24 protein-coding genes and 1 pseudogene are annotated in these 21253 nt (G+C 69.7%); 12 read left to right on the top strand and 13 right to left on the bottom strand.

Features of this window, described 5'->3' with window-relative positions:
• The first annotated feature begins 69 nt into the window (after window positions 1–69).
• Window positions 70–345: a hypothetical protein gene (locus tag QA861_RS11360; RefSeq protein ID WP_334588224.1), complete on the top strand. Its 276-nt coding sequence runs from the start codon at window positions 70–72 to the stop codon at window positions 343–345.
• A gap of 23 nt (window positions 346–368) precedes the next feature.
• Window positions 369–638, top strand: coding sequence for an antitoxin (locus tag QA861_RS11365; RefSeq protein ID WP_334588225.1), 270 nt, complete (start codon window positions 369–371; stop codon window positions 636–638).
• A 109-nt stretch (window positions 639–747) separates the two neighbouring features.
• Here the strand turns inward: QA861_RS11365 and QA861_RS11370 are convergent, their stop codons facing one another.
• From QA861_RS11370 to QA861_RS11385, 4 genes are read right to left on the bottom strand one after another with little or no spacing between them, the layout of a single operon-like run.
• On the bottom strand, window positions 748–1458 hold the full coding sequence (locus QA861_RS11370) for a class III extradiol dioxygenase subunit B-like domain-containing protein (protein WP_334588226.1): 711 nt from the start codon (window positions 1456–1458) through the stop codon (window positions 748–750).
• Between the two features lie 34 nt (window positions 1459–1492).
• Window positions 1493–1762 (bottom strand): hypothetical protein, encoded by a 270-nt coding sequence (locus QA861_RS11375; RefSeq protein WP_334588227.1) that lies wholly within the window; start codon window positions 1760–1762, stop codon window positions 1493–1495.
• Window positions 1763–1799: 37 nt separating this feature from the next.
• Window positions 1800–3317 carry a tRNA (N6-isopentenyl adenosine(37)-C2)-methylthiotransferase MiaB gene (miaB, locus tag QA861_RS11380; RefSeq protein ID WP_334588228.1) on the bottom strand — a complete coding sequence of 506 codons (1518 nt, stop codon included), beginning with the start codon at window positions 3315–3317 and terminating at the stop codon, window positions 1800–1802.
• 40 nt (window positions 3318–3357) lie between these two features.
• Entirely contained in the window at window positions 3358–3795 is a 438-nt protein-coding gene (locus QA861_RS11385; protein ID WP_334588229.1) for a pyrophosphohydrolase domain-containing protein, read from the bottom strand.
• 118 nt (window positions 3796–3913) lie between these two features.
• On the opposite strand from QA861_RS11385, the gene QA861_RS11390 reads away from it, so the two are divergent.
• Window positions 3914–4909: a TAXI family TRAP transporter solute-binding subunit gene (locus tag QA861_RS11390; RefSeq protein WP_334588230.1), complete on the top strand. Its 996-nt coding sequence runs from the start codon at window positions 3914–3916 to the stop codon at window positions 4907–4909.
• A 35-nt stretch (window positions 4910–4944) separates the two neighbouring features.
• Here QA861_RS11390 and QA861_RS11395 read toward each other — a convergent pair whose 3' ends face one another.
• Both QA861_RS11395 and QA861_RS11400 read right to left on the bottom strand, forming a co-directional pair.
• Window positions 4945–6357 (bottom strand): sensor histidine kinase, encoded by a 1413-nt coding sequence (locus tag QA861_RS11395; protein ID WP_334588231.1) that lies wholly within the window; start codon window positions 6355–6357, stop codon window positions 4945–4947.
• Between the two features lie 15 nt (window positions 6358–6372).
• Entirely contained in the window at window positions 6373–7059 is a 687-nt protein-coding gene (locus QA861_RS11400) for a response regulator transcription factor (protein WP_334588232.1), read from the bottom strand.
• Between the two features lie 290 nt (window positions 7060–7349).
• Between QA861_RS11400 and QA861_RS11405 the strand changes: the two genes are divergently transcribed.
• The 8 genes and pseudogenes from QA861_RS11405 (at window position 7350) to QA861_RS11440 (ending at window position 13993) form a co-directional block, all read left to right on the top strand.
• Window positions 7350–8126 (top strand): amino acid ABC transporter ATP-binding protein, encoded by a 777-nt coding sequence (locus QA861_RS11405; RefSeq protein WP_334588234.1) that lies wholly within the window; start codon window positions 7350–7352, stop codon window positions 8124–8126.
• A gap of 148 nt (window positions 8127–8274) precedes the next feature.
• Window positions 8275–9114: a glutamate ABC transporter substrate-binding protein gene (locus QA861_RS11410; protein ID WP_334588236.1), complete on the top strand. Its 840-nt coding sequence runs from the start codon at window positions 8275–8277 to the stop codon at window positions 9112–9114.
• A gap of 107 nt (window positions 9115–9221) precedes the next feature.
• Complete coding sequence (locus QA861_RS11415; RefSeq protein WP_334588237.1) at window positions 9222–9890, top strand: amino acid ABC transporter permease; 669 nt, start codon at window positions 9222–9224, stop codon at window positions 9888–9890.
• On the top strand, window positions 9887–10771 hold the full coding sequence (locus QA861_RS11420; protein WP_334588238.1) for an amino acid ABC transporter permease: 885 nt from the start codon (window positions 9887–9889) through the stop codon (window positions 10769–10771). The genes QA861_RS11415 and QA861_RS11420 overlap by 4 nt, the downstream gene beginning before the upstream one ends.
• 278 nt (window positions 10772–11049) lie before the next feature.
• The gene (locus tag QA861_RS11425; protein WP_334588239.1) at window positions 11050–12774 is read left to right on the top strand and encodes an FAD-dependent monooxygenase; all 1725 of its coding nucleotides are present in this window, start codon (window positions 11050–11052) and stop codon (window positions 12772–12774) included.
• 155 nt (window positions 12775–12929) lie between these two features.
• Window positions 12930–12977: a hypothetical protein gene (locus QA861_RS11430; RefSeq protein WP_309506048.1), complete on the top strand. Its 48-nt coding sequence runs from the start codon at window positions 12930–12932 to the stop codon at window positions 12975–12977.
• An 80-nt stretch (window positions 12978–13057) separates the two neighbouring features.
• Window positions 13058–13603 (top strand): cupin domain-containing protein, encoded by a 546-nt coding sequence (locus tag QA861_RS11435; protein ID WP_334588240.1) that lies wholly within the window; start codon window positions 13058–13060, stop codon window positions 13601–13603.
• Window positions 13594–13993 (top strand): annotated as a pseudogene (locus tag QA861_RS11440) (rhodanese-like domain-containing protein). The gene QA861_RS11435 and the pseudogene QA861_RS11440 overlap by 10 nt, the downstream one beginning before the upstream one ends.
• A gap of 177 nt (window positions 13994–14170) precedes the next feature.
• Here QA861_RS11440 and recX read toward each other — a convergent pair.
• From recX to QA861_RS11460, 4 genes are all read right to left on the bottom strand, one after another.
• The gene (gene recX, locus QA861_RS11445) at window positions 14171–15130 is read right to left on the bottom strand and encodes a recombination regulator RecX (RefSeq protein ID WP_334588241.1); all 960 of its coding nucleotides are present in this window, start codon (window positions 15128–15130) and stop codon (window positions 14171–14173) included.
• A gap of 3 nt (window positions 15131–15133) precedes the next feature.
• Window positions 15134–16258 (bottom strand): recombinase RecA, encoded by a 1125-nt coding sequence (gene recA, locus QA861_RS11450; protein WP_334588242.1) that lies wholly within the window; start codon window positions 16256–16258, stop codon window positions 15134–15136.
• Window positions 16259–16653: 395 nt separating this feature from the next.
• On the bottom strand, window positions 16654–18003 hold the full coding sequence (locus QA861_RS11455; protein WP_334588243.1) for an AI-2E family transporter: 1350 nt from the start codon (window positions 18001–18003) through the stop codon (window positions 16654–16656).
• Between the two features lie 82 nt (window positions 18004–18085).
• Window positions 18086–18280: a DUF3046 domain-containing protein gene (locus tag QA861_RS11460; RefSeq protein WP_006379718.1), complete on the bottom strand. Its 195-nt coding sequence runs from the start codon at window positions 18278–18280 to the stop codon at window positions 18086–18088.
• Window positions 18281–18360: 80 nt separating this feature from the next.
• On the opposite strand from QA861_RS11460, the gene QA861_RS11465 reads away from it, so the two are divergent.
• Window positions 18361–19305 carry a hypothetical protein gene (locus QA861_RS11465; protein WP_334588244.1) on the top strand — a complete coding sequence of 315 codons (945 nt, stop codon included), beginning with the start codon at window positions 18361–18363 and terminating at the stop codon, window positions 19303–19305.
• Window positions 19306–19332: 27 nt separating this feature from the next.
• Here the strand turns inward: QA861_RS11465 and QA861_RS11470 are convergent, their stop codons facing one another.
• From QA861_RS11470 to QA861_RS11480, 3 genes are read right to left on the bottom strand one after another with little or no spacing between them, the layout of a single operon-like run.
• Window positions 19333–19641 (bottom strand): AzlD domain-containing protein, encoded by a 309-nt coding sequence (locus tag QA861_RS11470; protein WP_334588245.1) that lies wholly within the window; start codon window positions 19639–19641, stop codon window positions 19333–19335.
• Window positions 19638–20348, bottom strand: a complete 711-nt coding sequence (locus tag QA861_RS11475) for an AzlC family ABC transporter permease (RefSeq protein WP_334590518.1) — start codon at window positions 20346–20348, stop codon at window positions 19638–19640. The genes QA861_RS11470 and QA861_RS11475 overlap by 4 nt, the downstream gene beginning before the upstream one ends.
• The gene (locus QA861_RS11480; RefSeq protein ID WP_334588247.1) at window positions 20249–21238 is read right to left on the bottom strand and encodes an AraC family transcriptional regulator; all 990 of its coding nucleotides are present in this window, start codon (window positions 21236–21238) and stop codon (window positions 20249–20251) included. The genes QA861_RS11475 and QA861_RS11480 overlap by 100 nt, the downstream gene beginning before the upstream one ends.
• Window positions 21239–21253 lie beyond the last annotated feature (15 nt).

The raw sequence follows: 21253 nt of genomic DNA on the forward strand, positions 1-21253 counted from the left end.
GGGGGCGACGCAAACGGACGCACCGAGCTACGCGGGATTTCGCCCGCACGAGTAACGTATGGAGTGGATATGGGCGTTTTTGCACGGCTTCTCGGACGGTCGAAGACCACGGAGGAGGCGTCGACCGCCGACGAGCAGTCCGTCGCCGTGACGGACGAGCCGGCGGCGGAGGAGACGGAAGCGGCGGAGGAGTCGCACGAGGCCGGCAGCGGTGCCGAGACGGAGATCACGGCGGAGAAGACGGAAGCCGTGGCCGTACCCGCCACCGAGGGCGTCGAGATTCCCAAGCAGCAGTCCGCCGAGGAGGCCGCCGACAGCGAGGCCGGTGAGGGCGCCCGCAAGTAACTGCCCGCGAGGGAAGGCGAACCATGGGTCTGCTGGACAATCTGAAGGCAAAGCTCGCCCCGGCCAAGGAGAAGGTCGCGGACTTCGCACACCAGCACGAGAGCCAGATCGAGCGGGGTCTCGACAAGGCCGCGAAGGTGGTCGACGAGAAGACCAAGGGCAAGTACAGCGACAAGATCCATACGGGCACCGGCAAGGCCATGGGCGCCGTGGACCGACTCGCTCACAAGGACGGCGGCACCCGGGACGACACCTTCACGCCGCCGCCGGACGCACCGCCGCCGGCTTCCTGACGGGCAGGCACGACAGCACGACACATCGACGGACGGCCGCGGAGCGCCACGCTCCCGGCCGTCCGCCGCGTCACCGCAAGGCCGTCGGCCGCGCCCCCGCCCGGCGCCGCTACGACCAGGCCGCGACCACGTACCCGACGCCGTACGGCGCGTCCTCGTACAGCAGTGTGCCCGCGAGCTCGGTGTTCTCGGCCGCGCCCGCGAGGACCTGCCAGGGCGCCCGGCCCGAAGCCTTCAGCTCGTACGCCAGTTCGGCATCCAGCGCCTTCAGCGCCGGCCCGTCCGCCGAACCCAGCGCCCGCGCGACCTCCGCGTCGAAGCCCACGGCCCGCTCGTCCAGGTATCCCGGCGACTTGAGCGTGCGGCACGCGCTGGCGTCGCCCATCACGAGCAGGGCCACCCTCTGCGGCTGCCCGCCGATCCCCCTGCCGACCTCGACGCACCGCTCGGCCGCCAGCGGCTCCCCCACGCCCAGCCCCTCCACGGGCGCCTCGGACCAGCCGGTCCGCTCCAGCAGCCACGCGGCGACGGCGAGTGCCGGGGGCAGCTCCCGCTCCGCCGCTGCCGCCCCGGCGCCCAGCGTCACGTCGAGGTCCACCCCGAAGCCGCGGAACGAGCCCCGCGTACCCGCCGGGTGGGGTCCGCGCCCGCTCTGTCCGGCGGGCCCGACGACCAGCAGCCGGTCGGGGCGGGAGGCCGCGAGGACGCCCAGCGCGTCCGTACAGGCGGTGCGGGCGGCGTCCAGCTCGGGAGCGGCGCCCGCGGCCACCTCGGGCACGAGGAGCGGCGGGCAGGGGCAGACGGCGGCGGCGACAAGCATGATCGGCAGCGTAGCCCCGGAGGACGGCCCGGTGTCAGTCCTCGAAGAGCACGTCGGTCAGGTCGATGACCGTCAGTACGAGAACCACGAGCTTGCCCTCACTGATGACGTACTCGATGAAGAGATTGCGCGACAGGGCGAGTCCGCGCGTGGACTCGTCGCCGAAGACGGAATGGGAGAGCTTGTGCCGCGGATCGGTCGACAGTATGGCGAGGCCACGCTCCAGCAGGTCGCGTCTGTCGGCGGTCAGGCTGTCGCGCACCTTGGCGGCCTGCTCGGTGAACGCAACGCTGTACGGCAACATGTGATGCTCCCTTCCGTGTCCGTATTGTGCCAGGACGTCAGTCGCAGCCGCAGCCGCTTCCGGCAGCCACCGGCAGTGGGGCCGGAGCCCCGATCCCGGGCAGGCCGAGCATCACGCCCGCCGGCTTCGCGGCCTCCGCGGTGTTGCGTTTCTCCCAGGCGTCACCCGCGCGCGTGGGACGCACGCCGAGGACGGCGCCCTCGGCGAGGAGGTGGTGCGGGGCGGCGTACGTGATCTCGACCGTGACGACGTCCCCCGGGCGCACCGCGGTGTCGGGCTTGGTGAAGTGGACCAGGCGGTTGTCGGGAGCGCGGCCGGAGAGCCGGTGGGTGGCGCCGTCCTTGCGGCCCTCGCCCTCGGCGACCATCAGCTCCAGGGTGCGGCCGATCTGCTTCTTGTTCTCGTCCCAGGAGATCTCCTCCTGGAGGGCGGCGAGACGCAGGTAACGCGCCTGGACGACCTCCTTGGGGATCTGGTTGTCCATGGTGGCGGCAGGTGTGCCGGGCCGCTTGGAGTACTGGAAGGTGAACGCCTGTGCGAACCTCGCCTCGCGCACCGCGTGCATCGTCTGCTCGAAGTCCTCCTCGGTCTCGCCGGGGAAGCCCACGATGATGTCGGAGGTGATCGCCGCGTGCGGGATGGCCGCCCGTACCTTCTCGATGATCCCCAGGTAGCGGTCCTGGCGGTAGGAGCGGCGCATGGCCTTCAGGATCGTGTCCGAGCCTGACTGCATGGGCATGTGGAGCTGCGGCATCACGTTCGGCGTCTCGGCCATGGCGGCGATGACGTCGTCGGTGAAGTCGCGGGGGTGCGGGGAGGTGAAGCGGACGCGCTCCAGGCCGTCGATCTTCCCGCAGGCCCGCAGTAGCTTGCCGAAGGCCTCACGGTCACCGATGTCGGAGCCGTACGCGTTGACGTTCTGCCCGAGCAGAGTGATCTCGGAGACACCCTCGCCGACCAGCGCCTCGATCTCGGCGAGGATGTCGCCGGTCCGGCGGTCCTTCTCCTTGCCGCGCAGGGCCGGGACGATGCAGAAGGTGCACGTGTTGTTGCAGCCGACGGAGATCGACACCCAGGCCGCGTACGCGCTCTCGCGCCGCGTCGGCAGCGTCGACGGGAACGCCTCCAGCGACTCGGCGATCTCGACCTGCGCCTCCTCCTGCACGCGCGCGCGTTCGAGCAGGACGGGCAGCTTGCCGATGTTGTGCGTACCGAAGACGACGTCCACCCAGGGCGCCCGCTTCACGATGGTGTCGCGGTCCTTCTGCGCGAGACAGCCACCCACGGCGATCTGCATCCCGGGGCGCTTCGTCTTCATCGGGGCCAGCCGGCCGAGGTTGCCGTACAGCTTGTTGTCGGCGTTCTCGCGCACGGCGCAGGTGTTGAAGACGACGACGTCCGCGTCACCGTCCGCATCCTTGGGCGCTCGCACATAACCGGCGTTCTCCAGCAGACCGGACAATCGCTCGGAATCGTGGACGTTCATCTGGCACCCGTAGGTGCGCACTTCGTATGTCTTGACGTCCACTGCCCGACTCCGGTCACCGCTGCTCATGCGACAAGGGTAGGCGGTGCGTGAGGCAGGGCCGTACGGGTTACCGCTCGCCCTCCGTCCAGCCCTGGCGGCGCAGGACGGCTCCGACGTCCGGGGCCCGGTAGTGGTCGCCCTTGAGCACCTTGCCGTCGGCCCTGCGGGTGACCAGGCCGTCGGGACCCAGCTTCGTCATGTTGGCCCGGTGGATCTCCGCGATCACCGCGTCGAGGTCGATGCCGTGGACCAGGGCCGTGCCGTACGCCACGTACACGACGTCGGCCAGCTCGTGCGCCAGCCGGTCCAGCGGGCCGGTGACCGAGACCTCGGCGACCTCCGCGGCCTCTTCCGCGAGCAGCTCACCCCGGTGCGCCGCGAGCTGCGGGGAGACCTCAGCAGGCGTACCGCGGGTGTCGAGACCGAAAGCGAGGTGGAATTCCCGGACGAGGTCGACGGGCGAGGCGGCGGCGGGAGTGGCGGAAGCAGGGGTACCGGGACGCATGCGGTGACTCTAGCGATCTCGCGACGGCTCACGAGGGCGGATGCGATCGTCGTACCGCAGGTGTCCCCTCCCTCTTATTCCTGGCCAGCACCGGTCCCGTACTGGCAGGATCTCGCCCATGTTCAAGGTGCTCCGGATCCGCAGGCGACACGCCCTCATGGGCTCGGCCGCCGGTTTCGTGGTCTTCGGGCTGCTGCTGTGGTGGCTGCTGCCGCTGGACGAGGCACCCCCGGGCGGGACGATCACGTTCAGCACCGGGGCACCTGCCGGCGTCTACCAGCAGTACGGATCGGAGCTCCGTTCGTCCTTCGCGAAGGACATGCCGAACCTGGACGTACGGATGATGACCAGCGAGGGGTCCCAGGAGAACGTCAGGCGAGTGGCCACGGGCAAGGCGGACTTCACCATCGCGGCGGCCGACGCCGTGGAGACGTACAAATTGCAACGGCTGCCCGGGGCCGACCAACTGCGCGGGGTCGCACGTCTGTACGACGACTACATGCAGCTCGTCGTGCCGCGTGACTCGAAGATCAGCACCGTGGCGGATCTGCGGGGCAGGCGCGTCTCCATAGGACCGGAGAGCTCGGGCGTACGGCTGATCGCCGACAAGATACTCACCGCCGCAGGCCTCGACCCCGCCAAGGACATCACACCGTTCGCCGACGGCATCAGCACCGGGCCCGGGCGGCTTCAGCGGGGCCAGATCGACGCGTTCTTCTGGTCGGGCGGTCTGCCCACGAACGGTCTGGTGCAGCTGGCGAAGAACTTCCCCTTCCGCTTCGTCCCGATCGACGGGGACCTCGTCACCAAGCTGCACGAACAGGGCGGGGCGTCCCGGCACTACCGGGCCACCAACATGCCCGAGTCGGCCTACCCGTCCATCCAGGACGGCTCGACCGTGGCGACACTTGCGGTGTCCAACCTGCTCATGACACGCGAGGACGTGGATCCCAAACTCACCGAGTGGCTGACCCGGTCGGTGATCAACAGCCGGGACCGCATCGGCGCCCACGTCCACTCGGCACAGCTCGTGGACCTGCGGACCGCCATCTACACCGACCCGCTGGCCCTCCACGAGGGTGCCCGGCGGTACTACCGCTCGGTCAAACCGTAGGCCCGTCCGGCTCGGGTCCCCAGGACGCGGGCCCCTCAGGACACCGGGCCCGACCTCGGCACCCGCACCGTCACCTTCAGGCCGTGCGGCTCGTGACGGTCGTACGAGATCGTGCCGCCGCCCGCTGCCAGCAGGACCCGGGAGATGGACAGGCCGAGGCCCGAGCCCTTCACGTTCTGGTGCCGGCCGCTGCGCCAGAAGCGGTCGCCGATACGGACGAGTTCGTCGTCGGTGAGGCCCGGGCCGCCATCGGTGACCACGACCGTCGAGGACGCGCCGTTCGACGCCACCGACACCCGTACGCACTCGTCCTCGGGCGTGAACTTCACCGCGTTGTCGATCACCGCGTCCAGGGCGCTGGACAGCGTGACCGGGTCGGCCCACGCGGTGGTGGCCGGACAGTCGCCGACCAGGCGCACGCCCTTGGCCTCGGCGAGCGGGGCCCAGGCCGCGACGCGTTCGGCCGTCAGCGCGCCGATGTCGGTGAGTGCGAGGTCCGCCTCGGCGTGCTCGGCCAGCGCCAGGTCGAGGAGGTCGTCCAGGACCTCGGCCAGGCGCTTGCCCTCGGTCTGGACCGAGGCGATCTCCTCGTTTCCCTCCGGCAGTTCGAGTGCGAGCAGTTCGATCCGCAGCAGCAGCGCCGAGAGCGGGTTGCGCAACTGGTGCGAGGCGTCGGCGACGAAGGCACGCTGCTGCTCCAGCACGTCCTCGACGTTGTCCGCCATCTCGTTGAACGACCGGGCCAGCCGTCTGAGTTCCGGCGGCCCGCCGGCCACCGCGACCCGGGACTTCAGGCTGCCGGTCGCGATGTGGTGCGTGGTGGCGTCGAGCACGCGTACGGGTTTGAGCACCCAGCCGGTGAGACGCAGCGCGGCTCCTACGGCGAGCAGCATCGCGGCGATCTCACCGGCGCCGACGACGAGCCAGCCGTGCAGCGTCCGCGAACGCATCTGCCCGGTGGGCGAGTCGGTGACCACGACGGCCACGACATCGCCGTCCCGGATGACCGGCGACGCGACGACGAGCCGATGCCGTTGCCAGGGCCAGACCTGTTCGGGATCGTGGCTGCGGCGGGAGAGAAGCGCTTCGGCGAACGCGTCACGCACCTCGCCCGTTTCCGGCAGATACCAGTCAGCGGGCGCGTTGGCCATGGGATCGTCATTGCGGTAGAAGACACCCGCCCGGATGCCGTAGACGTCGTAGTAGCTCTCGAGTTCGCGTTGCAGGGTCTCACCGCGCTCGTCGGTCGCCATGTCCTTGACGCGGGACCCGGTGGGCCGGTCGGTGACGAACTGGGCGAGCGCCGCGAAGCGCGCGGTGTCGTCGATCCGGTCGACGACGACCGTCTGCTGCTGCGCGCCGGCCACACTGATGGCGAGCGGGATGCCCAGCGCGAGCAGGACTGCCGCCATCAGGACGATGAGCAGGGGAAGGAGACGTGTGCGCACCCGTACCCGTCCCGGCTACTGCGCCGGGGCGACGAGCCGGTAGCCCACGCCGCGGACGGTCTCGATCAGCGCCGGCATGCGCAACTTGGCGCGCAGGGACGCGACATGCACCTCCAGGGTGCGGCCGGTCCCCTCCCAGCTGGTGCGCCAGACCTCGCTGATGATCTGTTCGCGGCGGAACACCACCCCGGGACGCTGCGCGAGGAGGGCGAGCAGATCGAACTCCTTGCGGGTCAGCTGGACGACCGAACCCTCCACGAGGACCTGCCGGGTGGACAGTTCGATCCGCAGCGAGCCCAGGAGCAGGGCGTTCTCAGCGGCGTCGGCGGTTTCTTCATGGATGTTGCGCCGGCTGACGGCGTGGATCCGGGCGAGCAACTCCCCGGTGTCGTACGGCTTCACCACGTAGTCGTCGGCGCCGAGGTTGAGGCCGTGGATGCGGGAGCGGATGTCGGAGCGCGCGGTGACCATGATCACGGGGGTGTTGGTGCGCTTGCGGATCTTGCCGCACACCTCGTACCCGTCCTGGTCGGGCAGGCCCAGGTCGAGCAACACCACACCGAAGCCGTTGCCTTCAGGGACGAGCGCCTGGAGGGCCTCCTCGCCGCTGCGGGCGTGGGTGACGGCGAAGCCGTGGCGCGTCAGGACCGCGGAGAGCGCGGCAGCGACATGGTTGTCGTCCTCGACGAGGAGCAGTCTCATCGCGACCCCTTTCGGTTCATCGGCTTGTCTTCGTCGGCCGTAGCGTTTCGACTTGTACACCACATACGGTGCCCCAGCGGAGTACACCATGGGGACACACGCGCGCGGGTGCGTGGTTCCGGCTTCGGACCGCTCCGTTATCCAGCCGGTACACCTCTTTCGGGGGGCGCTACAAAGTGTGTTGACCTGACATCAGATCGTTATGCTCAAGTTCCCCTCAGATGTAATGACGCTGCTCTCACGCGGTCACTACTGTCCTCCGAAACCGAGGTGGACGGAGCCAGTAAGCGATGACCGAAGTATCGATGGCCAAGGACGCCGTGCCCGCGACCGGCGATCTGGTCGTCCTGAAGAGCGTCAACAAGCACTTCGGCGCGTTGCATGTTCTCCAGGACATCGACCTGACCATCGCCCGCGGCGAGGTGGTCGTGGTCATCGGACCCTCCGGGTCCGGTAAGTCCACTCTGTGCCGCGCCATCAACCGTCTGGAGACCATCGATTCGGGAGACATCTCGATCGACGGCAAGCCACTGCCCCAGGAGGGCAAGGCGCTGGCCCGGCTGCGGGCCGATGTCGGCATGGTCTTCCAGTCCTTCAATCTCTTCGCGCACAAGACGGTGCTCGAGAACGTGATGCTGGGCCAGATCAAGGTCCGCAAGGCCGACAAGAAGGCGGCCGAGGAGAAGGCCCGCGCCCTGCTCGACCGGGTCGGCGTGGCCACGCAGGCGGACAAGTACCCCGCTCAGCTCTCCGGTGGCCAGCAACAGCGTGTCGCCATCGCGCGAGCCCTGGCCATGGACCCCAAGGTCATGCTCTTCGACGAGCCGACGTCGGCTCTCGACCCGGAGATGATCAACGAGGTCCTGGAGGTCATGCAGCAGCTCGCCCGCGAGGGCATGACCATGATCGTCGTCACCCACGAAATGGGGTTCGCCCGCTCGGCTGCGAACCGAGTGGTGTTCATGGCGGACGGCCGCATCGTCGAAGAGGCCGTGCCGGACCAGTTCTTCAGCAACCCGCGCAGCGACCGCGCGAAGGACTTCCTGTCCAAGATCCTTCATCACTGATCCCACGGCCCTCCCCGCAGCCGGCCCTTCCCCGTCGCTTCCCGCAGCAGTGGGAATCCGCCTGATCGGCGGCCTCCGGACCACGGACGAACTGCGGCACCCGCTCGTGACAGCCCGTATTCACTTCACCACCCAAAGGATGTTCACCATGAAGCTTCGCAAGGTCACCGCCGCGACCGCCGCAGCCCTTGTCCTCGCCCTCACGGCGACGGCCTGTGGAGGCGACGACAACAAGAGCGGCAGCGGCTCCGGGGGCGGCGACAAGATCAAGGTCGGCATCAAGTTCGACCAGCCCGGTATCGGCCTGAAGGAGCCGGACGGCTCCTTCTCCGGCTTCGACGTGGACGTGGCGACGTACGTGGCCAAGCAGCTCGGCTACGCGCCCGACAAGATCGAGTGGGTCGAGACCAAGAGCGCCGACCGCGAGACCGCGCTCGCCCGTGGCGACGTGAAGTTCATCGCGGCCTCGTACTCGATCAACGACAAGCGCAAGGCGAAGGTCGACTTCGCCGGCCCCTACCTGCTCGCCCACCAGGACCTGCTCGTCAAGGCCGACTCCAAGATCGCCAAGGGCACGGACCTCAACGGCAAGAAGCTCTGCTCCGTGACCGGCTCGACCTCGGCACAGAACGTTCACGACACGATCGCTCCGAGGGCTCAGCTGAAGGAGTACGGCGGCTACTCGGAGTGCATCGCCGGCTTGCAGAGCGGCGCCGTGGACGCGGTCACCACGGACGACTCGATCCTCGCGGGCTTCGCCGCCCAGGACAAGTACAAGGGTCAGTTCCAGCTGGCGGGCCTCAAGCTGAGCAACGAGAACTACGGCATCGGTGTCAAGAAGGGCGACACCGCGACCGTGAACAAGATCAATACCGCGCTGGAGAAGATGGTCAGCGACGGCGCCTGGAAGACCGCGGTCGAGAAGAACTTCGGTCCGGCCGACTACAAGAACGAGCAGGCTCCGAAGATCGGCGACATCGTCAGCTAGCCCAGGGTCGCGCAGGTGCGCCGCAGCCCACCGCGATCAGGGCAGCGGCGCGCCGCGTCCGCCACATACGCCGCCACATACGCCTCACACCCGGAAGCGCGGGGATCGTGTTCGACTTTCTTGATGGTTACGACGTCCTCGGGGCGTTCTGGATGACGGTGAAACTCACCGCCCTCTCCGCCCTCGGCTCCCTGGTCTGGGGCACACTGCTGGCCGCCATGCGGGTCAGCCCGGTCCCGCTCATGCGCGGATTCGGCACGGCCTACGTGAACATCGTCCGCAACATCCCGTTGACGGTCATCATCGTCTTCACCTCACTCGGCCTCGCCGACATCTTCGGCATGACGATGGGCGCGTCCGACAACTTCGACGTCCAGGGCTTCCGGCTGGCGGTGCTCGGCCTCGTCGCCTACACCGCGGCCTTCGTCTGCGAGGCACTGCGCTCCGGCATCAACACCGTGCCCCCGGGTCAGGCCGAGGCGGCCCGCGCCCTCGGGTTGAGCTTCAGCCAGGTGCTGGGCCTCGTGGTGCTGCCGCAGGCGTTCCGGTCGGTCATCGGCCCGCTGGCCAACGTACTGATCGCACTGACCAAGAACACCACCGTGGCGGCCGCGATCGGCGTGGCCGAAGCCGCGACTCTGATGAAGACGATGATCGAGAACGAGGCTCAGTTGGTGCTTATCGGCGTGGTCTTCGCCTTCGGGTTCGTGGTGCTCACCCTGCCCACCGGGCTCGCCCTCGGCTGGCTGAGCAAGCGACTGGCGGTGAAGCGATGACCTCCGTGCTCTACGACGCACCGGGCCCCCGCGCCAAACAGCGCAACGTGATCCTCACTGTCGTCTTCTTCGTCCTGCTCGCCCTGTTCCTGTGGTGGATCTGGCGGACGATGGACGACAAGGGGCAGCTGAAGTGGGCCCTTTGGGAGCCGTTCACCACGTCACAGGCCTGGACGACCTATCTGCTGCCCGGCCTCGCCAACACCATGAAGGCCGCGGCGCTCTCCATGGTGATCGCCCTTCCCCTGGGTGCGGCCCTGGGTATCGCACGGATGTCCGACCACCGGTGGGTCCGGATACCGGCCGGAGTGGTGGTCGAGTTCTTCCGGTCGATTCCGGTGCTGCTGCTCATGCTGTTCGCCGCCGCGTTCTACGTCAGCTCCACGGACATCAGCAGTGAGTCACGCCCCCTCTACGCGGTCGTCACCGGTCTGGTCCTCTACAACGCCTCGGTGCTCGCCGAGATCGTACGTGCGGGCATCCTGTCCCTCCCCAGGGGACAGTCGGAGGCCGCCCTCGCGGTCGGTCTGCGCAAGGGCCAGGCGATGACGAACATCCTGCTCCCGCAGGCCGTCACCGTCATGCTTCCGGCGATCGTCAGCCAGCTCGTCGTCATCGTGAAGGACACCGCGCTGGGCGGCGTCATGCTCGGGTTCACCGAGCTTCTCAACGCGCGCAGCACGCTCGCGGCCAACTACGCCAACGTCGTTGCGAGCTTCATCGTGGTGGCGGTCATCTTCATCGTGATCAACTTCCTCATCACCAGCTTCGCGAGCTGGCTGGAGGGCCGACTGCGGCGCGGCAAGAAGTCGACCGGTGTGGTGCTCGGACCGGCGACGGTGGCCGGCACGGAGGCTACCGGCGCGGGTGGCTCCATCTGACGGGCACTCAACTCGTATGCTCTGCCCGGAGGCAGTGGTGTGACCGACACGGAGGCAGTGGCGCGTTCGCCACTGCCTCCGTCGTCTGCCGTCGGCGCCGGGTGCGCGTGCCGTACCAGGGGAAACGTCGAGCAGACCGGGTCACGTCCCGGGGGTGCGTCCAGCTTGACCGGGTGGCGCGGAATCTGTTGCATACGTTCTGTGATCGCACACCCCGCTCCAACTTCCTGTTCACTTGTGTCGATGAAGACATCGCTCGGGACAGGGGGCACCGCGCCATGGACCCGGTGATCATCGTCGGAGCGGGGCCGGTCGGACTCACGCTGGCGCTTGCGCTGGCGCGCCAGGCGGTCCCCTCGGTCGTCCTCGACGAGGGGCCCGGCAAGGACGACCAGCGTCCCGCGCGCACCGTCGTACTGCGCGAGGACACCGCCGCGCTCCTGGAGCGGCTGACCGGTGTGCCGATCGCCGAGGCCGGTTTCCACTGGGCCGGATGGCGGTCGATGCGGCGCAAGCAGGTGACACGTCAGATCTCTTTCGGCGCCGAGGAATCCGGCGGCCCGGCGGACACGCCGTCGAGCCTCCAGTCTCAGCCCGTCACGGAGTCGGACACCCCCCTGCACATCGCCCAGCACGTACTGACCAGCGCCCTGCGGACCGCCATCGCGCGCGAGCGGCTCGTCAAGGTCGCCGTCAACAGCCGCCTCGACTCGGCCGAGCAGGAACCTTCCGGTGTCACGGCCCACACTCGGGGCCCGGGCGGCACCTGGTGGCGCGGCAGCTACCTGGTCGGCTGCGACGGCCCGCGCTCCACGGTGCGCAAACTGCAGGACATCCGCTTCCCCGGACGTACGGCCGTGGAACGACACGCCGTAGCCGCGCTGCGTACGGAACTTCCGTGGCCCGGTGAGGCGTTGTTGCACCGGATGCCGCCGTGGCGGACATCGGGTCCCTCGGCCGGGGAGATCACCGCCCGCCCGCTCCCCTACAGTGTGTGGCGCCTGGACTGGCTGCTGCCGCCCGGCAAGGACCTGGTCACGCCCGAGCTTCTCGTGACCCGCGTCCGTGAGACCCTCGCGGGCTGGAGCGGCGGGCCCACACCGCCGTACGACCTGCTCGACACCGGCGTCCACATCGTCCACCACCGGCTCGCCCGACGTTGGCGGGTCGGCCGGATCTTCCTCGCCGGGGACGCCGCGCACCTGCTCGGCGCGCTCGGCACCCAGGGGCTGGACGAGGGACTGCGGGACGCCGACAACCTCGCCTGGAAACTGGCCCTGGCCTGGCACCACGGCCCGCACGAGGCACTGCTCGACAGCTACCAGACCGAGCGGCGCGCGGCGGTCTCCGCCCGGCTGCGCGCCGCCGACCAGGCGCTCCCACTGCTGCGCGGCGGCGCGGGGCTACGGTCGTACGTCCCCGGGTCGACCCGGGGAAACGATGCGCTGCTCACGGACGGTCATCTGGGGCGCGGGGTACTCGGCGAGCCGGAGACATACGCCCGTTCGCCGCTGGCGCCCCAGCACCTTGAGGCGGAGGTCCCGGTGGACACCTTGCCCGGCGCACAGGTGACGGACGTACGTGTCACCGCCGAGGACGGTTCCTTCGTGCGGCTGCGGGAGCGGCTTGGCCGCGGTGCGCTGCTGGTGGTGCTGATCGCGCCGGGTACGGGTGTGTGGGAGCGCAAGCACTGGGTGAGCGCCGGGATCATGCCCCGGCTGGCGGCCGCGGTGGCCGCGCTGCCGCACCCCGCCGAGCTACTGGTCACCGAGAGCTATCCGGGCGCCGCCGCCCACACCGTGCTGCTGGTCCGCCCGGACGGCCACCTGGTGACCGCGCTGGGCGGAGTGCGTCCGGCCGACCTGTACGCGGCGGCCGAGGCGACGCTGGGCGGGCCCCCACAGGACACGACGGACGAGGCCGACGGAACGAGCAGCGGGTCCGACAAGTCGGACACGAAGGCAAACACGGAAGCCACGGAAGCCACGGCGGGTACGCGCTGACAGCTGCTCTCGTGGGCGCCACCCGGGGCCATCCCGCGACTCCCGTCGCGACGCGTCCACATGCTGACAGCGAGTTGACCGCTTCGCACCGTCATGCTCTACTCCGGAACGTGACCGATGCCGACACCGATGTGCGCCTGTGGCGGAGGGTCCATATGGACCTCGTCCGCTATGCGGGCTGCGTGTGTCGTCCGTCCTGCTGAATTCGCATCCCTTTTTCCCTCGCGCGCCGTTGATCCGCGCCGTCGCGCGCTCCCCGCGAACGTTCATCAGGACGGTACCCGTGTCCCTGTCACCCTCCGTATCCGCACCCGCCCGGGTCTCCGAGACGCCCACGACCCCGACGCAGGCGGACCTGCTCGACTTCGTACGACGCACAGCTGCCGACGGCGAGCTGATCGCCTCCCTGCCGCTCGACCCCGAGGGCCGCACCTGGGTTCGCCTTGAGGGCCCCGGCGGCAGCGAGGCCTGGCTGATCGGCTGGCCGCCCGGCACCGGCACCGGCTGGCACGACCACGCCGACTCGGTCGGCGCCTTCCTCACCGCGGCCGGAGAGCTCAAGGAGAACTCGCTCGCCGCCCGGCTGCCCACCGACGGCTGGAAGACCCTCGAACTCACCGAGGACGTCGACCGGGAACGGCGGCTGCCTGCCGGCCAGGGCCGGGGGTTCGGCCGCCATCATGTGCACGAGGTGCTCAACGAGTCCCGCGACCAGCACGCGATCTCGGTCCACGCCTACTATCCGCCACTGCCCCAGATCCGCCGCTACAGCCGTACGGGACCGGTGCTGCGTCTGGAGCACGTCGAGCGCCCACAGGACTGGCAGTGAGTGGACAGCCAACCGGTATCGACGAGTTGCTGGACCTCGTCCGCAGCACCTTACGCGCGCGTGGAGCCACACGAGACGTACGAGGCCGCGCAGGCCGGCGAGGCGCTGCTGGTGGACATCCGGTACGCGGCCCTGCGGGAGCGCGACGGCCTGATCCCCGGCGCGCTGGTGGTCGAACGCAACGAACTGGAGTGGCGCCTCGATCCCCAGGGCAGCCATCGCGCGGCCGAGGCGACCGGCCACGACCTGCGGATCGTGGTGGTCTGCGACGAGGGGTACGCGTCGAGTCTCGCGGCCGTGTCCCTGCACCAGCTGGGCCTGCACCGGGCGACCGACCTGGTCGGCGGGTTCCGTTCGTGGCGGGCGGCGGGGCTTCCGGTGACGGCGTAGGCCCACTGAGCACCTGAAGTCGTCTGAGCACCCGCGCACCTCCCGAAGCCGCCGTACCGTCCGCCGAGCCCTGAACGCGGTCGGCGCCCCCGCGCGTCCACCGTGTTCAGGGCCGGGACCCAGACCTCCCGAACACCAACTGCCGCTCGGGACGGCCAAACCTCGTCGCAGCAGGGCTCAGTACTCGTCGTCCCCGAGGAACTCGGCGTCGTCGCCCCCCTCGCCCTCCTCCTCCAGTGCCTGCCGAACCACCCGCAGGGCCATGCCCTGGGGGTAGCCCTTGCGGGCGAGCATGCCCGCCAGGCGCCGCAGCCTCTTGTCGCGGTCGAGGCCGCGGGTCACCCGCAGTTTGCGGGCGACGAGTTCCCGCGCGGTCGTCTCCTCCTGCTCGGAGTCGAGCTGCCCGACGGCCTCGTCGATGAGCGTGGGGTCCACGCCCTTGGTGCGCAGTTCCTGTACGAGGGCCCGCCGGGCCAGTCCCCGGCCGTGATGACGGGACTCGACCCAGGCGTCCGCGAACGCGCTGTCGTTGATCAGTCCGACTTCCTCGAACCGTGACAGCACCTCCTCGGCGACCTCGTCCGGGATCTCGCGCTTGCGCAGGGCGTCCGCGAGCTGCTTCCGCGTACGCGGGGTCCCGGTGAGCAGGCGCAGGCAGATCGCCCGCGCCCGCTCAGCCGGGTCCGCCGGCGGCTCCGTCCTCTCGGCCCTCGACGAGGAGACGGAACCTCCGTCCTGTGGGTCGCCGCCCGGCTCGCCGAAGCCGCGCTGCCGTCGACGACCGCGCCCACCACGCGGGCCCTCACCGCGAGGGCTCTCAGCGCTTGAGCCCCCGTCGCCGTACGGGCTGCTCTCGCCGCTCGGGTCACTGCCGCCACGGCGCCGCCCGCCACCCGGGGAACCGTCACCTTGACGTCGGCCGTCCCCCGGCGCACCCCGGCCGCGGCGCGCTCCGGCAGCGGGGCCTCCGTCACCCTCGTACACCCCGTCGCCTTCGTGAGCGCCCAGGCCACCCCCGTTCGGCCCGGCGTCCCCGTAGGCGCTGTCACCCCCGGTGGAGCCCCCGCGGACCCCACCGCCCCGGTCTTCCGAGGCATCGGGGTAGGCGTACTCGGCCCAGTCGGTTCGTCGTGTCACGGGCTAGCTCTTGGCCGCCGTGGCCCTGGCCTTGGTGGTCTTGGCCGCCGGAGCAGGCACGGTCTTCGCGGCCTCGTCCGAGCCGACGGTGACCGCCGCGTCCGCGCCAGGCTCCTCGGTCGGCTTCTCCGGCCGCACACCGACGCCCAGCTTCTCAAGGATCTTCTTCTCGATCTCGTTGGCGAGATCGGGGTTGTCCTTCAGGAAGTTGCGCGCGTTCTCCTTGCCCTGGCCGAGCTGGTCGCCCTCGTACGTGTACCAGGCGCCGGCCTTGCGGACGAAGCCGTGCTCCACGCCCATGTCGATCAGACCGCCTTCGCGGCTGATGCCCTGCCCGTAGAGGATGTCGAACTCGGCCTGCTTGAAGGGCGGCGCGACCTTGTTCTTGACGACCTTGACGCGGGTGCGGTTGCCGACCGCGTCGGTGCCGTCCTTGAGCGTCTCGATGCGGCGGATGTCGAGCCGCACCGAAGCGTAGAACTTGAGGGCCCGGCCACCGGTGGTGGTCTCCGGCGAGCCGAACATCACGCCGATCTTCTCGCGGAGCTGGTTGATGAAGATCGCGGTCGTCTGGGACTGGCTCAGCGCACCGGTGATCTTTCGGAGCGCCTGGCTCATCAGACGGGCCTGCAGACCCACGTGCGAGTCACCCATCTCGCCCTCGATCTCCGCGCGGGGGACGAGCGCGGCGACGGAGTCGATGACGATGAGGTCGAGGGCACCGGAGCGGACCAGCATGTCCACGATCTCCAGGGCCTGCTCGCCGTTGTCCGGCTGGGACAGGATCAGGTTGTCGATGTCGACGCCGAGCTTCTTCGCGTACTCGGGGTCGAGCGCGTGCTCCGCGTCCACGAAGGCGACCTGGCCACCGGCCTTCTGCGCGTTCGCCACCGCGTGCAGGGTCAGGGTCGTCTTGCCGGAGGACTCCGGGCCGTACACCTCCACCACTCGGCCGCGCGGCAGGCCGCCGACGCCGAGCGCGACGTCGAGCGCGGTCGACCCGGTGGGGATGACCTCGATGGGCTCATTCGGCCGCTCGCCCAGGCGCATCACCGCGCCCTTACCGAACTGCCGTTCAATCTGTGCGAGAGCGGCGTCCAACGCCTTCTCGCGGTCGGTTCCTGCCATGGGTTCCACCCGGTTTGCTTGAGTCGATCGCTTCACGTCAAAGACGCTAACGCCTGCCACTGACAATGCGCCCCGACGCCCGTCCAGCCTGTGGATAACTTGGGTACATCTGCATGAAAACCCTGACGAACTACCCGTCGAGAGCCTCGCCGGAAACTCCATCAGAACGGATGTTCGATTTTTGTGTCAAGCGCGACACCCGACACTCCACGAGACTAGATTCGCGGTCCGCCGACGGCCCGGACATCGGGTCCGACACCCCCGGAGACAGGCGGCACGGGCCGTCCTCGACCGGACAGGACGGCGCCTAGCACCCCCCGTCACCGGTCGGCTGCTAGGCGGCGTCCGTCGCCGTCTACGTGGCGTCCGTCGCCGTGCCGTCTCCGAAGCGCGACTCAGGCGGGCGTTGAACCTTCCCCCGGCCCCGACCCGGATTCCGGCCCCGACCCCGGTTCCGACCCTGATGCCGGTTCCGACCCTGATTCCGGCTCAGACGCCCCAGCGGAGCGCGCCGAGTCCCCGGTGCCGGCGCCCCGGCGCCCCTCCAGCAGCCTCCGCACCCGTGTGCCGATGCTCGCGCCCCGCCCGCGGTGCCCCTGGACACGGGGGTCGTCCGTGACGGCGTACCGCTTCACGTACGCCCCCAGGAACGCCTGGAGCGTGGCGACCGCCGGGATGGCGATCAACGCGCCGACGGCGCCGAGGAGCGCGGTGCCGGCGATGACCGAACCGAAGGCGACCGCGGGATGGATGTCGACGGTCTTCGCGGTCAGTTTGGGCTGCAGCATGTAGTTCTCGAACTGCTGGTAGATCACGACGAACACCAGCACCCACAGTGCGTACCAGGGATCGATGGTGAAGGCGATCAGCATCGGCAGGGCGCCCGCGAGATAGGTACCGATGGTCGGGATGAACTGCGAGACCAGCCCCACCCAGACGGCGAGCACGGGCGCGTACGGCACGCTCAGGATTTCCAGCAGTACGTAGTGGGCGACCCCGGAGATGAGCGCCATCAGGCCGCGTGAGTACAGATAGCCGCCGGTCTTGTCGACGGCGATCTCCCACGCGCGCAGCACCTCGGTCTGCCGGGCGGGCGGCAGAACGGAGCACAGCGCGCGGCGCAGTCTCGGCCCGTCGGCGGCGAAGTAGAACGCGAACAGTGTGATCATCAGCAACTGGAAGAGGCCGCCCAGCACCTGGGCGGAGACGTCCAGGACTCCGGTGGCGCTGTTCTGGACGTAACTGCGCAGCCAGTCGGACCGGAGCAGGCCCTCCTGAACGTCCACCCGCTTCAGGTCGGCGTTGAAGTGCGCGTTGATCCAGCTGATGACGGAGTCGAGATAGTTCGGGAAGTCCTCGACGATCTTGATGATCTGGCCCGCGAGCATGGAGCCGAGCAGGGTGATGAACCCGGCGATCGCGATGAGCATGCCGATGAAGACCAGGAAGGTGGCCAGTCCCCGGCGCATACCGCGCGACGCCATGCGGCTCACCGCGGGTTCGATCGCCAGTGCGGCGAAGAACGCGATGAGGATGTTGATCAACAGGCCCGTGAGCTGGTGGAAGGCCCAGCTGCCCAGCTGGAAGAGGCCGACGAGGGCGAGCGCCAGCATCATGGCGCGTGGCAGCCAGCGCGGCATGCGCGGGCCCTGCCCGGCGGTGTGCCCGGCCGGGGGTGTGGGCGGCGGCGTGCCGAACGGAGACGTCTGCTGTCCGAGCTGTTCGGTCTCGTCTGTGGATGCCACGGTGCAAGTCTCGCCCACGCCACCGACGATCAGTCACCGCCCCGCGCTCCATGGGGCCGGCCGACGTCGTTTCCGGGCGATTTCAGCGGTTCTCCGAGGGAACGTTCATGGCCGCGCACACCACACGCCACACGTCCTTCGCCTCCCAGCCGGCGTCCAGGGCCTCGTGCACGGTCCGTTCGCCGAGTTCCGTCATCACGTGATCGCGCGCGAAGGTGTCGGCGTAGCCCGAACCGAAGTGTTCCGCCATTCGCTGCCAGAAGACCGTCAACCGCATGACTTCAGTATCCCGCCCCTGAGAGTGGGCCCGCGCCGGGACCGCTCACCGGGACCGCTTCGCGCCCTACGGTCTGACCCATGGCCGAAACAGGAGCAGCCCCTCTCCCCCCGACGCCCCCCGCGCGTTCTCCGCTCTTCCGTGCCGAGCACTTCGTGTGGCTCACCGCGCGCGTGCTGGAGCAGCGGCGCTTCGCGTACCACTTCCTGAACGGAGGCCCGGACCCGGTCGAGACCGCGCTGGACGCCTACCGCAACGAGGACGGCGGATACGGCCACGCGCTGGAACCCGATCTGCGCGGCCCCGTCAGCCAGCCCCTGCACACCGCGCACGCGCTGCGCGTCCTGGACACCATCGGCCGCTGCGGCGGTCAGCGGGTGGAGCGCGTGTGCCGCTATCTGACCTCCGTCTCCGCACCGGACGGCGCCCTGCCGGCGATCCACCCCAGCCAGCGCGGCTATCCGGCGGCGCCCTTCGTGTCGATCGTGGCCGACCCCCCGAGTGAACTCCTCGCCACGGGCCCCGTGGTGGGCCTGCTGCACCGCAACAAGGTGTGGCACGCCTGGCTGTTCCGGGCCACCGACTTCTGCTGGCAGGCGGTCGACTCCCTGGAGAAGTCCCATCCGTACGAGGTGGAGGCCGCGGTGGCCTTCCTGGACTCGGTTCCGGACCGCTCGCGCGCGGAGGCGGCGGCCGACCGGCTTGGCCGCCTGGTGCGCGAGCACAGGCTCGTGGCACTCGACCCGGAGCGCCTCGACGCCTCCCCGGTACCGCCCGGCTACGCCCCGGGCGAGCACCACTTCCCGTACGACTACGCGCGGACGCCGGGCTCACTCGCGCGCGCGTGGTTCACCGACGAGGAGATGTCCCGTTCGCTGGACTTCCTCGCGAGTGAGCAGCGCGAGGACGGTGGCTGGCCCATCCGCTGGCGCGCGTGGGCACCGGGCACCGCCCTGGAGGCACGCCCCATGGTGACGGTCGAGGCACTGCGCACCCTGAAGGCGTACGGGCGCCCCATCGGCTGACTCCGGTGGCGCGGGCGCGGCCTGCGTTCAGCCGGTCATCGCCCGGACCGCCGCCGTCACCACCACGGCCGCCGCGACGACGACCAGGAAGGGAGCGCGCAGCACCAGCGCCACGGCGGCTGCGGCGAGCCCTGCGGCCTTCGCGTCCAGGACGAGCACCTGTCCGTCGGCGAAGGCCTGCTGGGCCGTGAGAGCGGCGAGGAGGGCGACGGGCAGCAGGGCGGCCAACCGCCGGACGAGCGGACGTTCCAGGACACCGGCCGGCACGAGGAGCCCTACGAGCTTGACCACGTAACAGCCGAGGGCGGTCACACCGATCGCGATCCAGACGTTCAACGGTCCACACCCTTTCCGTTCTCAGCCCTACGACGCCCTTGGACCCAGAGGACGGCCGGCGCCCCTAGCGCTGCCACCAGAACCGGCACACCGGCCGGCAGTACGGGCAGCAGGCCGAGCCCCAGGACCACGGCGAGGCCTGCGACAGCGCGCTCCGCGCCGGACTTCAGCATCGGCGCGAGCAGCGCCAGGAAGACGGCGGGCCCGGCAGCGTCCAGACCCCACGCGTCGGTGTCCCCGATGGCCTCGGCCCCCAGCCCGCCGAGCATCGTCGTGAGATTCCACAGCGCATAGAGGGTGAGTCCGGTGACGGTGAACCCGATACGCGCGGCGCGCCGAGTGGGCTGGGCCAGGGCGACCGCCGTGGTCTCGTCGATGACCCATTGGGCAGCGAACGGCCGCACCGCGCGCGGGAGAGCCAGCAACTGCGACAGACGCAGCCCGTAGAAGGCGTTGCGCACCCCCAGGAAGAAGGCGCCCGCTGCCGCGGTGAGCGGATTGCCGCCGGCCGCGAGCGCGCCCACGAGCGCGAACTGGGAGGCCCCGGTGAACACCAGAAGGCTGAGCGCACAGGTCTGCAGAAGCGTGAGCCCACTGCCGACCGACGTCACCCCGAAGGCGAAACCGGACAATCCGACGGCGACCCCGACTCCGAGGGCGTCTCGTACGACGGCGGCGTCCGGCTTGCCTCCGTCGTCGGCGTGTATGTCTGCGCGAGCTGTCTGTTCTGCCACCCGTCGGACGATAGGAGCAGATGCCCTGGGGGGTCTTGTACGTTCTTGCGCTCACGCTGGTACGCACCCGGGGGCACGCCCACGATCCGGGTGAAGTGCCGGTTGAGGTGCGGCTGATCGGTGAAGCCGACGGCGACGGCCGCGTCGGCGGGCAGAGTACCCGCGTCCAGCAGCCGCCGGGCGCGACGCACGCGCGCGTCTGTCAGCCAGGCGTGCGGCGGCAACCCGTACGTGTCACGGAATGCCCGAAGCAGCGCGAAGGGACTGGTGCCGAGGTCTGTGGCAAGTTTTTCCAGAGTCGGCGGCCCGGCCATCGTCTCCTCCAGCACAGCACGCGCGCGTGCCGCGATCCGGCCGCCCGCCGTACGCACCACGCGTTCCTGAAGAGCCCCGCCGTTGAGCCGGAGCAACCGGGTCACCACCACCCGCAGCAGCGTGTCGGCGGCCAGCGCGTTGCCTTCCTCGGCCGCACGCAGCACCTCGTGTACGAGTGTGACCGAATACGGATCGTCGAACACGGGCCCGAGGAAACCCGGTGTCCCCCGAATCACCGTGGTCTCCGCGGCGATCTCGGCCACCACGTCGGGCGCGGGATAGACAGCCCCGTACCGCCACCCTTCGGGAACCCCCGCACGCCCTGTGTGCGGCGTATCGGGATTGACCAGCGCGAGCGCCCCCGGCCCCGCGTACTGATCGGCTTCCCGATGGTGGAACACCTCCACCCCTTCGGTGATGGCGGCGATGACGAAGTTCTCGTGCGTGTGCCGGACAAAGGTCTTGTGGATGTACCTGGCGCGGAGAAGATCGACACCGGGCAGTTCCGCGTACTGCCAGTGCCGAGCCCGCTCGACCGAACCCGTCATACCTCCATTCTCCGC

This window comes from Streptomyces sp. B21-083, assembly GCF_036898825.1.
Lineage (GTDB): Bacteria > Actinomycetota > Actinomycetes > Streptomycetales > Streptomycetaceae > Streptomyces.

What these genes read in the sequence shown, in the direction of transcription:
- QA861_RS11465 (WP_334588244.1), top strand. Translation starts at nt 18,361, where the DNA reads ATGGCCGAAACAGGAGCAGCCCCTCTCCCCCCGACGCCCCCCGCGCGT.
- QA861_RS11390 (WP_334588230.1), top strand. Translation starts at nt 3,914, where the DNA reads ATGTTCAAGGTGCTCCGGATCCGCAGGCGACACGCCCTCATGGGCTCG.
- QA861_RS11400 (WP_334588232.1), bottom strand. Translation starts at nt 7,059, where the DNA reads ATGAGACTGCTCCTCGTCGAGGACGACAACCATGTCGCTGCCGCGCTC.
- QA861_RS11365 (WP_334588225.1), top strand. Translation starts at nt 369, where the DNA reads ATGGGTCTGCTGGACAATCTGAAGGCAAAGCTCGCCCCGGCCAAGGAG.
- QA861_RS11385 (WP_334588229.1), bottom strand. Translation starts at nt 3,795, where the DNA reads ATGCGTCCCGGTACCCCTGCTTCCGCCACTCCCGCCGCCGCCTCGCCC.
- QA861_RS11360 (WP_334588224.1), top strand. Translation starts at nt 70, where the DNA reads ATGGGCGTTTTTGCACGGCTTCTCGGACGGTCGAAGACCACGGAGGAG.
- QA861_RS11420 (WP_334588238.1), top strand. Translation starts at nt 9,887, where the DNA reads ATGACCTCCGTGCTCTACGACGCACCGGGCCCCCGCGCCAAACAGCGC.
- QA861_RS11370 (WP_334588226.1), bottom strand. Translation starts at nt 1,458, where the DNA reads ATGCTTGTCGCCGCCGCCGTCTGCCCCTGCCCGCCGCTCCTCGTGCCC.
- miaB (WP_334588228.1), bottom strand. Translation starts at nt 3,317, where the DNA reads ATGAGCAGCGGTGACCGGAGTCGGGCAGTGGACGTCAAGACATACGAA.
- QA861_RS11425 (WP_334588239.1), top strand. Translation starts at nt 11,050, where the DNA reads ATGGACCCGGTGATCATCGTCGGAGCGGGGCCGGTCGGACTCACGCTG.
- QA861_RS11405 (WP_334588234.1), top strand. Translation starts at nt 7,350, where the DNA reads ATGACCGAAGTATCGATGGCCAAGGACGCCGTGCCCGCGACCGGCGAT.
- QA861_RS11480 (WP_334588247.1), bottom strand. Translation starts at nt 21,238, where the DNA reads ATGACGGGTTCGGTCGAGCGGGCTCGGCACTGGCAGTACGCGGAACTG.
- QA861_RS11460 (WP_006379718.1), bottom strand. Translation starts at nt 18,280, where the DNA reads ATGCGGTTGACGGTCTTCTGGCAGCGAATGGCGGAACACTTCGGTTCG.
- QA861_RS11375 (WP_334588227.1), bottom strand. Translation starts at nt 1,762, where the DNA reads ATGTTGCCGTACAGCGTTGCGTTCACCGAGCAGGCCGCCAAGGTGCGC.
- recA (WP_334588242.1), bottom strand. Translation starts at nt 16,258, where the DNA reads ATGGCAGGAACCGACCGCGAGAAGGCGTTGGACGCCGCTCTCGCACAG.
- QA861_RS11410 (WP_334588236.1), top strand. Translation starts at nt 8,275, where the DNA reads ATGAAGCTTCGCAAGGTCACCGCCGCGACCGCCGCAGCCCTTGTCCTC.